This window comes from Paenibacillus sp. 2TAF8 (assembly GCF_052114825.1).
In the GTDB taxonomy this organism is placed as follows: domain Bacteria; phylum Bacillota; class Bacilli; order Paenibacillales; family Paenibacillaceae; genus Paenibacillus.
The window spans coordinates 18,114-30,711 of the sequence record NZ_JBFRFN010000030.1; the positions used below are offsets into that span (position 1 = coordinate 18,114).

A 12,598-nucleotide genomic window follows, 5' to 3' on the forward strand; every position below is an offset into this window, starting at 1 on the left:
ACCTCCTTTTGAAAAATATCTTAAAACTCAAGTCCTGCTTCACGAGCCGCTTCAGCCAAAGCTGCGATACGACCATGGTACAGATATCCGCTACGGTCAAATACGATATTGGAAACACCTTTGTCTTTTGCACGTTTAGCAACGAGTTCGCCAACTTTACGAGCAGATTCAACAGATGCACCATTTTTGATGTCAGTGCTCAATTCTTTGTCTACAGTAGACGCGGAAGCGATTGTTACACCAGCTACATCATCGATGATTTGAGCGTACATATGTTTACCAGAACGGAAAACGTTCAAACGAGGACGTGCAGCCGTTCCTTGGATTTTCTTACGAACACGAAGGTGTCTTTTCAGACGAGCCTTGTTTTTATCTGGTTTCGTAATCATCTCAGGGATTCACTCCTTTCAGGTTACCTCGCTGGCTTCAAAGCAGAAGCCACGGGGTATATTAGAAACACACGAAGCAAGCAAGCCGAAAGCCGCGCAAAGGCGGTAAGAGAAATCTTATTTCTTCTTACCGGCTTTACCTTCCTTACGGATGATACGCTCGCCTTCATATTTAATACCTTTACCTTTGTACGGCTCAGGTTCACGAACGGAACGAATCTTAGCAGCGTAAGCACCTACGCGCTCTTTATCGATACCGCGAACAATGATTTTCGTATTCGAAGGTACTTCGAATTCGATTCCCGCTTCCGGTGTAATTTCAACCGGGTGAGAGTAACCAACGTTCAGAACAATTTTATCTCCGGATTTGCTTGCACGATATCCGACCCCAACCAACTCCAGAGATTTAGCGAATCCTTCAGTTACGCCGCTCACCATGTTGTTGACAACGCTACGCGTTGTGCCGTGCAAAGAACGGTGAGTTTTGTTATCGGAAGGACGCACAACTGTAATTTCGTTGTTTTCAACTGTAACCTTCATGTCTTTGTGAAGTTCACGAGTCAAAGTTCCTTTAGGTCCTTTTACCGTGATAACGGTATTGTCCAAAGTGATGTCTACACCACTTGGTACTGTAATTGGTTTGCGACCAATACGAGACATATGTTGCACCTCCTATCTTGTGACGTTATATTACCAAACGTAGCAGACGACTTCTCCGCCGGATTTCGATTGACGAGCTTCTTTGTCCGTCATAACACCTTTGGATGTCGAGATAATCGCGATTCCAAGGCCACCAAGTACGCGAGGTACTTCATTGCTTTTCGTGTAAACACGAAGACCTGGTTTACTGATTCTTTTCAGACCAGTGATAACGCGCTCGTTATTTTGACCGTATTTCAAGAAAACACGGATAATCCCTTGTTTGTTATCTTCGATAAATTCAGCGTCACGGATGAAACCTTCACGCTTCAGGATATCGGCGATTTGTTTTTTCATTGTCGAAGCAGGCATTTCTACCGTTTCGTGACGAACAGTGTTCGCGTTACGAATACGAGTAAGCATATCTGCAATTGGATCAGACATAGTCATTGTGAGTTAACCTCCTTCCCGTTCAGGACTTTTTACCAGCTTGCTTTTTTCACGCCAGGGATCTGGCCTTTATAAGCTAATTCACGGAAGCAAATTCTGCAAATTTTGAACTTTTGCAGTACCGAATGTGGACGACCGCAACGCTCGCAGCGTGTATAAGCACGTACTTTAAACTTTGGTGTACGTTGTTGTTTAACTTTCATCGAAGTTTTTGCCACTTTAGCCTGACACCTCCTAAATAATTTCGGAGAAAAGGGAGTCTTTCCAGACACCCGGAACGTTTATGCCAACATTATTTAACGAAAGGCATTCCCATTTGCGTGAGCAATTCGCGGGACTCTTCGTCTGTTTTCGCCGTTGTTACGATGACAATATCCATACCGCGGACTTTGTCTACTTTATCATACTCGATCTCTGGGAAGATCAATTGCTCTTTCAGACCCAGAGTATAGTTACCACGACCATCGAACGCTTTGCTCGATACACCGCGGAAGTCACGTACACGTGGAAGTGTTACGTTGAACAATTTATCGAGGAAGTAGTACATACGCTCGCCGCGCAATGTTACTTTCACACCGATAGGCATGTTCTCACGCAGTTTGAAACCTGCGATTGATTTTTTCGCACGAGTGATTACAGGTTTTTGACCTGCGATCAGTTGCAAATCGTTTACTGCGGAATCCAACACTTTGGAGTTTTGGACAGCGTCGCCCACACCCATGTTGATAACGATTTTCTCGATTTTCGGCACTTGCATTACCGTTGTATAGTTAAACTTCTGCATCAAAGCAGGAGCGATTTCTTGCAGGTAACGTTCTTTCATTCTTGATGCCATGAATCATAGCCCTCCTTTCTCATTCGGTTCAATTAGTCGATAATTTCTCCGGAACGTTTTGCAACGCGCACTTTTTTACCGTTATCCAACACTTTGTAACCAACACGGGTTACTTTTCCGCTCTTTGGATCGATGTGCATCACGTTGGAAACGTGAATCGGAGCTTCCTTCTCGATAATGCCGCCTTGCGGGTTTTGCTGGTTAGGCTTCTGGTGTTTTTTCACCATGTTAACACCTTCCACAAGGACGCGGTTTTCACGAGGATAAGCAGCGATGACACGGCCTTTTTTACCTTTGTCTTTACCGCTGATCACCATAACCGTATCTTCCTTTTTAACGTGAAGTTTGTTGTTATGGGATTCCAGAACTTTTTTCACTCTTGGCATTTCGTACACCTCCTGTTTCTAAACATCACGAGCTTACTCTATTAGATAACCTCTGGGGCCAAGGAAACGATTTTCATGAAATCTTTCTCGCGAAGTTCACGAGCAACAGGTCCGAAAATACGTGTTCCACGCGGGCTTCTGTCGTCTTTTACAACAACAGCTGCATTTTCATCAAAACCGATGTAGGAACCGTCTTTACGACGCACAGAACGTTTCGTACGAACGACAACCGCTCTAACTACATCACCTTTTTTGACAACGCCGCCTGGTGTTGCTTGTTTTACAGAACAAACGATCAGATCACCGATTTGAGCTGTACGACGTCCCGTACCGCCGAGTACGCGGATACACATCAGTTCCTTCGCACCGGAGTTGTCGGCTACAGTCAAACGTGTAAATGGTTGAATCATTTAGTATTCCTCCTTCCAGCTATGCTGATCATGCAATTAGATAATAACCGCTTTTTCAACGACTTCAGTAAGTCTCCAGCGTTTATCTTTCGAAAGCGGACGAGTCTCCATGATTTTCACCGTGTCACCGATTTTCGCAGTGTTTTCTTCGTCATGCGCTTTGAACTTTTTAGTAACCTTAATGCGTTTATGATACAATTTGTGGTTTTTGTAGGTTTCTACAGCAACAACAATCGTTTTGTCCATTTTATCACTGACAACTTTACCAGTTTGAACTTTACGTGCATTACGCTCTTCGCTCATTGTTGGCCTCCTTCCTGATTACAGACGGAATGTACATCCGACCTCTAATTAACCGATTCCCAATTCTCTTTCACGGATGATGGTTTTAGCACGAGCTATTTCTTTCCGCACATCACGGATTCGAGTCGGGTTATCCAGCTGACCGGTAGCGAGTTGAAAGCGGAGATTAAAGAGTTCTTCTTTAAATCCGGCAATCTTTTGCTCGATTTCAGCAGAGGTTAGGTTGCGAAATTCACTAGCTTTCATTTGCTTCACCACCCAATTCTTCACGTTTCACGAACTTCGTTTTGATTGGCAGTTTGTGAGCGGCAAGACGCATCGCTTCGCGAGCAATATCCTCCGGTACACCAGCAAGTTCAAACATGATCTTACCTGGTTTCACTACTGCAACCCATTTTTCTACGTTACCTTTACCGCTACCCATCCGAACCTCGAGAGGCTTTTGAGTGATTGGTTTGTCAGGAAAAATTTTAATCCAGACTTTACCACCACGTTTGATGTAACGAGTCATCGCAATACGAGCCGCTTCGATCTGACGGTTCGTAATCCAAGCCGGTTCCGTAGCTTGCAGACCGTATTCGCCAAAGTTCAGCGTAGTTCCGCCTTTTGCTTGGCCTTTCATATGTCCACGTTGTTGCTTACGGTGTTTTACACGTTTTGGTACCAACATGATTAGTTGCCTCCTTCCTTAGCAGCTTGTTTCTTAGCCGTAGGAAGAACCTCTCCACGATAGATCCATACTTTTACGCCGATACGTCCGTAAGTAGTATGAGCCTCTGCAGTACCATAGTCAATGTCAGCACGCAGTGTGTGCAGTGGAACAGTTCCTTCGCTGTAGCCTTCAGAACGTGCAATCTCAGCACCGCCAAGACGTCCGCCTACTTGAGTTTTAATACCTTTAGCACCGGAGCGCATAGTTCTTTGAATAGCTTGTTTCAGAGCACGACGGAAAGAAACACGACGTTCCAATTGTTGTGCAATGCTTTCTGCTACCAGGATAGCGTCCAGGTCTTGGTTCTTAATTTCAGAAATATTGATGTGTACTTTTTTACCGCCAGCAATTTTCGTAATTTGGTTACGAAGATTTTCAACTTCAGATCCACCTTTACCGATTACCATACCTGGTTTCGCTGTGTGAATCGTTACGTTTACGCGGTTAGCCGCTCTCTCGATCTCAACACGAGACATAGCGGAGTCTTTCAATTTATTTTTCAGGAATTCACGAATTTTCACGTCTTCCATCAAAAGATCGCCGAAGTCTTTGCCTGCATACCACTTAGATTCCCAGTCACGGATAACTCCGACACGAAGTCCGACTGGATTTACCTTTTGGCCCACACGTTTTCCCTCCTTCTACTTTTCAGATACCACCAAAGTAATGTGGCTAGTACGTTTGTTAATACGACTTGCACGTCCCATTGCACGAGGGCGGAAACGTTTCATCGTTGGTCCTTGGTTTACGTAAGCTTGCGAGATCACCAAGTTATTAACATCCAAAGAATAATTGTGTTCCGCATTCGCAATAGCGGAGTTAAGCAACTTCTCAACAACTGGAGAAGCGGATTTCGGAGTGTGACGGAGAATGGCAACCGCCTCACCTACTTGCTTGCCGCGAATCAAGTCAACAACGAGTTGAACTTTACGAGGAGCAATCCGGATAAACTTAGCATGTGCTTTTGCTTCCATTGTGTAACCTCCTCTCAAACATTAGAGATGTTCATTTATCTTCTTGTTTTCTTATCATCATCAGTATGGCCTTTGTACGTACGGGTTGGAGCGAACTCACCCAGTTTGTGTCCGACCATGTCCTCAGTTACATACACTGGCACGTGTTTACGACCGTCGTAAACGCCAAATGTGTGTCCGATGAATTGTGGGAAAATTGTAGAGCGACGGGACCAGGTTTTGATAACGTTCTTCTTGCCTGATGCTTCCATCTCTTCTACCTTCTTGAGCATGTAGCCATCAATGAATGGCCCTTTTTTCAAACTGCGACTCATGTGGAGATCCTCCCTTCAAACATAGCTTTTATGCATCCGTAGATGCCTCACGAAGTTATGCACAGTGTGTATTACTTCGTGCGGCGACGGATGATGTATTTATCAGAAGCTTTATTTTTCTTACGCGTTTTGAAACCAAGAGTAGGTTTACCCCATGGTGACATTGGCGATTTACGTCCGATTGGAGCACGACCTTCACCACCACCGTGAGGGTGATCGTTAGGGTTCATTACCACACCACGAACCTCAGGACGTTGTCCCAACCAACGGCTACGACCGGCTTTACCGATTTTGATGAGCTCGTGATCTTGGTTACCAACGGATCCGATTGTTGCGCGGCAAACTTTCAAAACACGACGAACTTCTCCGGAAGAGAGACGAACAGAAACGTATTTTTCTTCTTTACCAAGCAATTGAGCTTCTGTACCAGCAGCACGAACCAATTGTCCGCCTTTACCTGGTTTCAACTCGATGTTGTGGATAACGGTACCTACTGGAATATTTTCGAGCGGCAGTGCGTTACCGATTTTGATATCTGCGTCAGGACCAGAGAATACTTGATCTCCAACTTTCAGACCTTTAGGAGCGATGATGTAACGTTTCTCACCATCAGCATAGTGAATCAATGCAATGTTGGAAGTACGGTTCGGGTCATACTCGATTGTAGCAACGCGGCCCGGTATTCCATCTTTAGTACGTTTGAAGTCGATGATACGGTATTTACGTTTGTGTCCACCACCGTGGTGACGAACTGTAATTTTACCTTGGTTGTTGCGGCCTGCTTGTTTGCTCAGTGGGGCCAACAACGATTTCTCCGGCTTATCTGTGGTAATTTCCTCAAATGTAGAAACGGACATGTTCCGTCTTGCCGGGGATGTTGGTTTATACTTTTTGATTGGCACTAGTTTTCCCTCCTTACTTCAAAGATTTCAATTATACAGTTTCAAAGAACTCAAGCGATTTGCTATCTTGCGTCAGTGTTACAAACGCTTTTTTCCATTCGCTTGTATATCCGGAATAACGTCCGTACCGTTTCGGTTTAGCTGGAACACGAAGTGTGTTCACGTTTTTCACTTTTACGCCAAAAATAGCTTCTACCGCTTTTTTGATCTCGGTTTTGTTTGCACGGATATCGACTTCAAATACATATTTCAAGTCGTTCATCATGTCAGCAGTACGTTCCGTAATAATCGGACGTTTTACAATATCACGAGGATCCTTCATTACGCGAGCACCTCCTCTACCTTCTGAACTGCTTCTTTCGTAATGATCAGTTTGTCGTGCCCAAGCACGTCAAGAACATTAATGCCGTCAGCAGCTACGAATTTCACGCCAGGAATATTCCGTGCGGAAAGAGCTACATTATCATCATAGCTAGGTGCTACGATCAAAGCTTTGCGGCCTACTTTAAGGTTATTCAAAATAGCTGCAAATTCTTTAGTTTTAGGCGAGCTCAGAGTAAGAGCATCCAAAACGATAATGTCATTGTCTTGCACTTTGGATGAAAGGGCTGATTTGATCGCCAGACGGCGAACTTTCTTAGGCAGTTTATACGCATAGCTCCGTGGAGTCGGACCAAATACGATACCGCCGCCTTTCCATTGTGGAGAACGAATCGAACCTTGACGAGCGCGACCTGTACCTTTTTGTTTCCAAGGTTTACGTCCACCGCCACGTACTTCAGAACGTCCTTTTACTTTGTGGGTACCTTGACGAAGGGAAGCGCGTTGCATAAGAACTGCATCGTACAGAACGTGTTGATTCGGCTCAATACCGAATACCGCATCATTCAGTTCAACTTCACCTACTTGGCTACCATCTACATTGTAAACTGATACTTTTGGCATTTTGTGTTCCTCCTTTCTTCAGTGGTTATTTTTTCACCGTTTCTTTAACTTTTACAAGACTGTTCTTCGGTCCAGGAATGGAACCTTTCACGAGGATCACATTACGTTCAGCGTCCACTTTAACAACTTCAAGACGTTGGATTGTAACAGAATCATGTCCCATGTGTCCTGGCAGGCGTTTGCCTTTAGGAACGCGGTTAGCTTGGATCGAACCCATCGAACCTGGGCCGCGGTGGTAACGCGAACCGTGTGACATAGGTCCAGTGCTTTGTCCCCAACGTTTGATAACGCCGGCAAAACCTTTACCTTTAGAAATACCTGTTACGTCAACGAACTCGCCTTCAGCGAAAATGTCAGCTTTCAATTCTTGGCCAACTTCATATTCCGCGATGTTGATGCCGCGAAGCTCACGAACGTAGCGCTTAGGTGCAGTATTCGCTTTTTTAGCGTGTCCTGCTTCTGGCTTGTTAGCATTTTTCTCTTTCTTATCGGAGAAACCGATTTGAACTGCTTCGTAGCCATCGTTCTCAATATCTTTCTTTTGTAAAACAACACAAGGACCTGCTTCGATAACCGTTACTGGAACTACGTTACCTTCAGCGGTAAACACTTGAGTCATTCCAAGTTTTTTTCCTAAGATACCTTTCATGTTGACACCTCTTTTCCTTTATACGTGGTCTTGTTTGTTGCTATATATTACAATTTAATTTCGATATCTACACCGGACGGTAGATCCAAGCGCATCAAGGCATCCACAGTTTGTGGAGTCGGGTTAACGATATCGATCAAACGCTTATGAGTGCGTTGTTCGAATTGCTCCCGAGAATCCTTGTACTTGTGCACCGCACGAAGAATAGTAATGATTTGTTTTTCAGTAGGAAGCGGAATCGGACCGGATACACCAGCACCCGAACGTTTTGCTGTTTCAACGATTTTCTCCGCGGATTGATCAAGAATTCTGTGGTCGTAAGCTTTCAAACGAATACGAATTTTTTGCTTTGCCATTTTAGTCCCTCCTTCTATCGCCCAATTTTTTATCGGACATACTCCGTGAAAATTTTCTAACCACTCTCCCATGGCAAAGGGGCCGGGTGTGTCAGTAACCTCTCACATCATCGCAACGTCACAAGAACAACATTCATTATTATATAGAAAAGATGGGCGTATTGCAAGCATATTTAAAAAAAACATTTAAACTGGTCACTTCAAAAGAATTGACGCTGTTTAGTACAATGTTTTCCCCAATATCCAGGCTGCCTAACCTATCAATCTATAAGATGAAATTCGTTCATTTTACATGACGCAGGTTCCGAAACGTTGACATAATAAAAGAGTTCTTTATCCGATGTCGGATAAAGAACTCTTCCGAAGCTTCGTTACAATACAATGTTACTCGTTACAGTACACTGTTGCTTATGCTCATTTGGCAAAAGCCAAATTATTTTTGAATCGATGCTACGGAACCCGCACCAACTGTACGTCCACCTTCACGAATAGAGAACTTAGTTCCTTCTTCGATCGCGATTRGAGAGATCAGTTGAACAGTAACCGTGATGTTGTCACCAGGCATTACCATTTCAGCGCCTTCTGGCAAGTTGATGATACCAGTTACGTCAGTTGTACGGAAGTAGAACTGTGGACGGTATCCAGTGAAGAAAGGCTTGTGACGGCCACCCTCTTCTTTAGTCAAAACGTAGATTTGTGCAGTGAATTCTGTGTGTGGTTTAACAGATGCTGGTTTAGCAAGTACTTGACCACGCTCGATTTGAGTACGGTCAACACCACGCAACAACGCACCGATGTTGTCACCCGCTTGTGCGGAATCCAACAATTTACGGAACATCTCAACGCCCGTAACTACGGATTTTTTAGTTTCTTCAGTGATACCAACAATCTCGATCTCTTCGCCGACTTTAACAGTACCACGCTCTACACGACCTGTAGCAACGGTACCACGACCAGTGATGGAGAATACGTCCTCGACAGGCATCAAGAAAGGCTTGTCAGTTTGACGCTCAGGCAGTGGGATGTAAGTGTCGATTTCTTTGAACATTTCAACGATTTTTTGAGCCCACTCGCCATCTGGGTTAGCCAATGCTTCACGAGCAGATCCACGAGTGATTGGAGTATCGTCACCTGGGAACTCATATTCGTTAAGAAGGTCGCGAACTTCCATCTCAACCAGTTCCAACAACTCTTCGTCTTCGACCATGTCACATTTGTTCAAGAAAACAACAATGTAAGGCACGCCTACTTGACGGGAGAGCAAGATATGCTCACGAGTTTGTGGCATTGGGCCGTCAGCTGCGGATACTACCAAGATAGCTCCGTCCATTTGTGCCGCGCCTGTGATCATGTTTTTAACATAGTCGGCGTGACCTGGGCAGTCTACGTGAGCGTAGTGACGAGTATCAGTTTCATACTCAACGTGTGAAGTTGAGATTGTGATACCGCGCTCGCGCTCTTCTGGAGCTTTATCGATTTGATCAAAAGCAATTGCCGCACCACCGTAAGTTTTAGACAATACAGTTGTGATTGCAGCAGTCAGAGTTGTTTTACCATGATCGACGTGACCAATAGTACCAATGTTAACGTGTGGTTTATTACGTTCGTATTTAGCCTTTGCCATTTGAACGTGGCCTCCTTAAAATTTATAATTTTATGTTTTCACTGAATGCAGTGCTTCAAACCAGGTTTCAAGCACAAGCATTCAGTGTGAGAAAACTACTCGGTGCCTTTTGTTTTGGCAACGATCTCTTCAGCGATGCTCTTAGGAACTTCTTCATAGTGAGAGAGTTCCATGGAGAAAACGCCGCGTCCTTGAGTACCGGAACGAAGAGTTGTAGAGTAACCAAACATCTCAGAGAGAGGTACCTTAGCACGGATGATTTGAGCTCCACTACGGGAATCCATACCTTCGATGCGGCCACGACGGGAGTTCAACATACCCATTACGTCACCCATGTACTCTTCTGGAACAGTTACTTCTACTTTCATGATAGGCTCAAGCAGAACTGGACTACATTTGTCTTTCGCTGCTTTCAGCGCCATTGATCCGGCAATTTTAAATGCCATCTCATTGGAATCGACATCATGGTAAGATCCGTCTACAATAGTAGCCTTAACGTCTACAAGCGGGAAGCCTGCGATAACGCCGTTTTTCATTTGCTCTTCAATCCCTGCCAGTGCAGGTTGAATGTATTCTCTTGGTACGGAACCACCGACAACCTTACTTTCGAACTGGCTGCCTGTACCCGGCTCGAGAGGTTCGAATTCAACCCATACGTGACCGTATTGACCACGACCACCGGATTGACGTACGAATTTACCTTCAACGCGCGCTGGAGCACGGAATGTTTCGCGGTAAGCTACTTGTGGTTTACCCACAGTAGTGTCCACCTTGAACTCACGACGCATACGGTCGATGATGATATCAAGGTGAAGCTCACCCATACCCGCCAAGATTGTTTGGCCTGTTTCTTCGTCAGTATGAGCGCGAAGAGTTGGATCCTCTTCCGTCAACTTACCGAGAGCTACACCCATTTTATCTTGGTCAGCTTTGGTTTTAGGTTCAACAGCGATTTCGATTACCGGATCAGGGAAATTCATCGATTCCAGGATAACCGGGTGTTTCTCATCACATAGTGTATCACCTGTACCTGTATCTTTCAAACCAACCGCTGCTGCGATATCACCAGAGTAAACTTCAGTGATTTCTTGACGGCTGTTTGCGTGCATTTGAAGGATACGACCGATACGCTCACGTTTGTTTTTAGTTGCATTCAATACATAAGATCCGGATTGAAGTACGCCGGAGTATACGCGGAAGAATGTCAATTTACCAACGTAAGGGTCAGTCATAATTTTGAAGGCCAATGCAGAGAACGGCTCTTCATCAGAGGACTGACGAACTGCTTCTGTTCCATCTTCAAGATGACCAGTGATTGATGGCACATCCGTAGGAGCAGGCAAGTAGTCGATAACAGCATCCAACATCAGTTGAACACCTTTGTTACGGTATGAGGAACCACAGATAACTGGGAAGATTTTAACCTCTACTACACCCTTACGGAGAGCGGCTTTGATCTCATCAATAGAGATCTCTTCGCCTTCCAGGTATTTCATTGTCAAATCTTCGTCAAGTTCTGCAACACGCTCAATCAATTCGTTGCGAAGTTCTTCAACTTTTTCAACGAATTCCGCAGGAATATCGGTTTCTTCAATATCTTGTCCCAGGTCATCTTTGTACATATGAGCCCGTTGTGCAACGATATCAATGATACCTTTGAAATCATTTTCAGCACCGATCGGAAGTTGAATCGCAACTGCGTTCGCTTGAAGGCGATCACGCATGTCAGATACAACGTTCAAGAAGTCAGCACCGATGATATCCATTTTGTTTACATATGCGATACGAGGTACGCCGTACTTGTCAGCCTGTCTCCATACAGTTTCAGACTGAGGCTCAACGCCTTCTTTCGCACTGAATACACCTACTGCCCCGTCCAATACACGAAGGGAACGTTCAACTTCAACAGTGAAGTCAACGTGTCCCGGGGTATCAATGATATTTACGCGGTGACCTTTCCAAGCAGCGGTAGTCGCAGCGGAAGTAATCGTAATTCCGCGCTCCTGTTCCTGTTCCATCCAGTCCATTGTCGCAGCGCCTTCGTGAACTTCACCGATTTTGTGCGTACGTCCTGTGTAAAACAAGATCCGCTCAGTTGTCGTGGTTTTACCCGCATCAATATGAGCCATGATCCCGATATTACGTGTATTTTTTAAGGAGAACTCTCTAGCCATGAAATGGGTCTCCCTTCAAAATTGAAGTTTATTTTTGTGAACTGAATCCTACCAACGGTAGTGAGCAAACGCTTTGTTCGCTTCAGCCATTTTGTGCGTGTCTTCACGTTTCTTAACAGAAGCGCCTGTGTTGTTGGAAGCGTCGATGATCTCAGCCGCCAAACGCTCTTCCATTGTTTTCTCACCGCGGTTGCGGGAGTAGTTCACGAGCCAACGTAATCCCAAAGCAGTACGTCTCTCTGGTTTTACCTCGATTGGTACTTGGTAGTTGGAACCGCCGACACGGCGAGCTTTAACTTCCAGGACTGGCATGATATTTTTGATTGCTGCTTCAAATACTTCCATCGGGTCATTACCCGTACGTTCTTGAATCAACTTGAACGCATTATACAGAATGCTTTGAGCAACACCGCGTTTTCCGTCGAGCATGATGCGGTTGATCAAACGAGTAACCAACTTGGAGTTGTATACCGGATCTGGCAACACGTCTCTTTTCGTAACTGGACCTTTGCGTGGCATGGATATCCCCCTTTCTT

Annotated in this window: 21 protein-coding genes; all 21 read right to left on the reverse strand. The window is 44.9% G+C overall.

Annotated features, from left to right (window positions below; all coding sequences use genetic code 11):
• Positions 1 to 20: 20 nt before the first annotated feature.
• Positions 21 to 389, reverse strand: coding sequence for a 50S ribosomal protein L18 (rplR, locus tag AB4Z30_RS27195; RefSeq protein WP_017692090.1), 369 nt, complete (start codon positions 387 to 389; stop codon positions 21 to 23).
• A gap of 117 nt (positions 390 to 506) precedes the next feature.
• A complete protein-coding gene (rplF, locus tag AB4Z30_RS27200; protein ID WP_017692089.1) occupies positions 507 to 1,049 on the reverse strand; it encodes a 50S ribosomal protein L6 in 543 nt (180 codons plus the stop codon).
• 30 nt (positions 1,050 to 1,079) lie between these two features.
• On the reverse strand, positions 1,080 to 1,478 hold the full coding sequence (rpsH, locus tag AB4Z30_RS27205; protein ID WP_123067254.1) for a 30S ribosomal protein S8: 399 nt from the start codon (positions 1,476 to 1,478) through the stop codon (positions 1,080 to 1,082).
• Between the two features lie 32 nt (positions 1,479 to 1,510).
• Positions 1,511 to 1,696, reverse strand: a complete 186-nt coding sequence (locus tag AB4Z30_RS27210) for a type Z 30S ribosomal protein S14 (RefSeq protein WP_013312154.1) — start codon at positions 1,694 to 1,696, stop codon at positions 1,511 to 1,513.
• 74 nt (positions 1,697 to 1,770) lie between these two features.
• A complete protein-coding gene (rplE, locus tag AB4Z30_RS27215) occupies positions 1,771 to 2,313 on the reverse strand; it encodes a 50S ribosomal protein L5 (RefSeq protein ID WP_090924671.1) in 543 nt (180 codons plus the stop codon).
• Between the two features lie 32 nt (positions 2,314 to 2,345).
• On the reverse strand, positions 2,346 to 2,699 hold the full coding sequence (gene rplX, locus AB4Z30_RS27220; protein WP_017692086.1) for a 50S ribosomal protein L24: 354 nt from the start codon (positions 2,697 to 2,699) through the stop codon (positions 2,346 to 2,348).
• Positions 2,700 to 2,740: 41 nt separating this feature from the next.
• Complete coding sequence (gene rplN / locus AB4Z30_RS27225) at positions 2,741 to 3,109, reverse strand: 50S ribosomal protein L14 (protein WP_024633579.1); 369 nt, start codon at positions 3,107 to 3,109, stop codon at positions 2,741 to 2,743.
• A 36-nt stretch (positions 3,110 to 3,145) separates the two neighbouring features.
• The gene (gene rpsQ / locus AB4Z30_RS27230) at positions 3,146 to 3,412 is read right to left on the reverse strand and encodes a 30S ribosomal protein S17 (RefSeq protein WP_056697701.1); all 267 of its coding nucleotides are present in this window, start codon (positions 3,410 to 3,412) and stop codon (positions 3,146 to 3,148) included.
• Positions 3,413 to 3,460: 48 nt separating this feature from the next.
• Positions 3,461 to 3,658, reverse strand: a complete 198-nt coding sequence (rpmC, locus tag AB4Z30_RS27235) for a 50S ribosomal protein L29 (RefSeq protein WP_017692083.1) — start codon at positions 3,656 to 3,658, stop codon at positions 3,461 to 3,463.
• Complete coding sequence (rplP, locus tag AB4Z30_RS27240) at positions 3,648 to 4,082, reverse strand: 50S ribosomal protein L16 (RefSeq protein ID WP_076292170.1); 435 nt, start codon at positions 4,080 to 4,082, stop codon at positions 3,648 to 3,650. Before rplP ends, rpmC begins: the two co-directional genes overlap by 11 nt.
• A 2-nt stretch (positions 4,083 to 4,084) precedes the next feature.
• A complete protein-coding gene (rpsC, locus tag AB4Z30_RS27245) occupies positions 4,085 to 4,750 on the reverse strand; it encodes a 30S ribosomal protein S3 (RefSeq protein ID WP_090924673.1) in 666 nt (221 codons plus the stop codon).
• Positions 4,751 to 4,765: 15 nt separating this feature from the next.
• The gene (rplV, locus tag AB4Z30_RS27250) at positions 4,766 to 5,098 is read right to left on the reverse strand and encodes a 50S ribosomal protein L22 (RefSeq protein WP_090924674.1); all 333 of its coding nucleotides are present in this window, start codon (positions 5,096 to 5,098) and stop codon (positions 4,766 to 4,768) included.
• Between the two features lie 35 nt (positions 5,099 to 5,133).
• Positions 5,134 to 5,412 (reverse strand): 30S ribosomal protein S19, encoded by a 279-nt coding sequence (rpsS, locus tag AB4Z30_RS27255; RefSeq protein WP_056697694.1) that lies wholly within the window; start codon positions 5,410 to 5,412, stop codon positions 5,134 to 5,136.
• A gap of 71 nt (positions 5,413 to 5,483) precedes the next feature.
• On the reverse strand, positions 5,484 to 6,314 hold the full coding sequence (rplB, locus tag AB4Z30_RS27260) for a 50S ribosomal protein L2 (protein ID WP_441930634.1): 831 nt from the start codon (positions 6,312 to 6,314) through the stop codon (positions 5,484 to 5,486).
• Between the two features lie 31 nt (positions 6,315 to 6,345).
• On the reverse strand, positions 6,346 to 6,636 hold the full coding sequence (gene rplW, locus AB4Z30_RS27265; protein WP_090924675.1) for a 50S ribosomal protein L23: 291 nt from the start codon (positions 6,634 to 6,636) through the stop codon (positions 6,346 to 6,348).
• Positions 6,636 to 7,259 carry a 50S ribosomal protein L4 gene (rplD, locus tag AB4Z30_RS27270; protein ID WP_110899280.1) on the reverse strand — a complete coding sequence of 208 codons (624 nt, stop codon included), beginning with the start codon at positions 7,257 to 7,259 and terminating at the stop codon, positions 6,636 to 6,638. Before rplD ends, rplW begins: the two co-directional genes overlap by 1 nt.
• A gap of 25 nt (positions 7,260 to 7,284) precedes the next feature.
• Positions 7,285 to 7,908, reverse strand: a complete 624-nt coding sequence (gene rplC / locus AB4Z30_RS27275; RefSeq protein ID WP_441930637.1) for a 50S ribosomal protein L3 — start codon at positions 7,906 to 7,908, stop codon at positions 7,285 to 7,287.
• A 47-nt stretch (positions 7,909 to 7,955) separates the two neighbouring features.
• Entirely contained in the window at positions 7,956 to 8,264 is a 309-nt protein-coding gene (gene rpsJ / locus AB4Z30_RS27280) for a 30S ribosomal protein S10 (RefSeq protein WP_017692074.1), read from the reverse strand.
• Between the two features lie 433 nt (positions 8,265 to 8,697).
• A complete protein-coding gene (gene tuf, locus AB4Z30_RS27285; protein WP_441930639.1) occupies positions 8,698 to 9,888 on the reverse strand; it encodes an elongation factor Tu in 1,191 nt (396 codons plus the stop codon).
• A 95-nt stretch (positions 9,889 to 9,983) separates the two neighbouring features.
• Positions 9,984 to 12,062 (reverse strand): elongation factor G, encoded by a 2,079-nt coding sequence (fusA, locus tag AB4Z30_RS27290; RefSeq protein ID WP_441930641.1) that lies wholly within the window; start codon positions 12,060 to 12,062, stop codon positions 9,984 to 9,986.
• A gap of 48 nt (positions 12,063 to 12,110) precedes the next feature.
• Positions 12,111 to 12,581 (reverse strand): 30S ribosomal protein S7, encoded by a 471-nt coding sequence (rpsG, locus tag AB4Z30_RS27295; RefSeq protein ID WP_441930643.1) that lies wholly within the window; start codon positions 12,579 to 12,581, stop codon positions 12,111 to 12,113.
• Between the last annotated feature and the right edge of the window lie 17 nt (positions 12,582 to 12,598).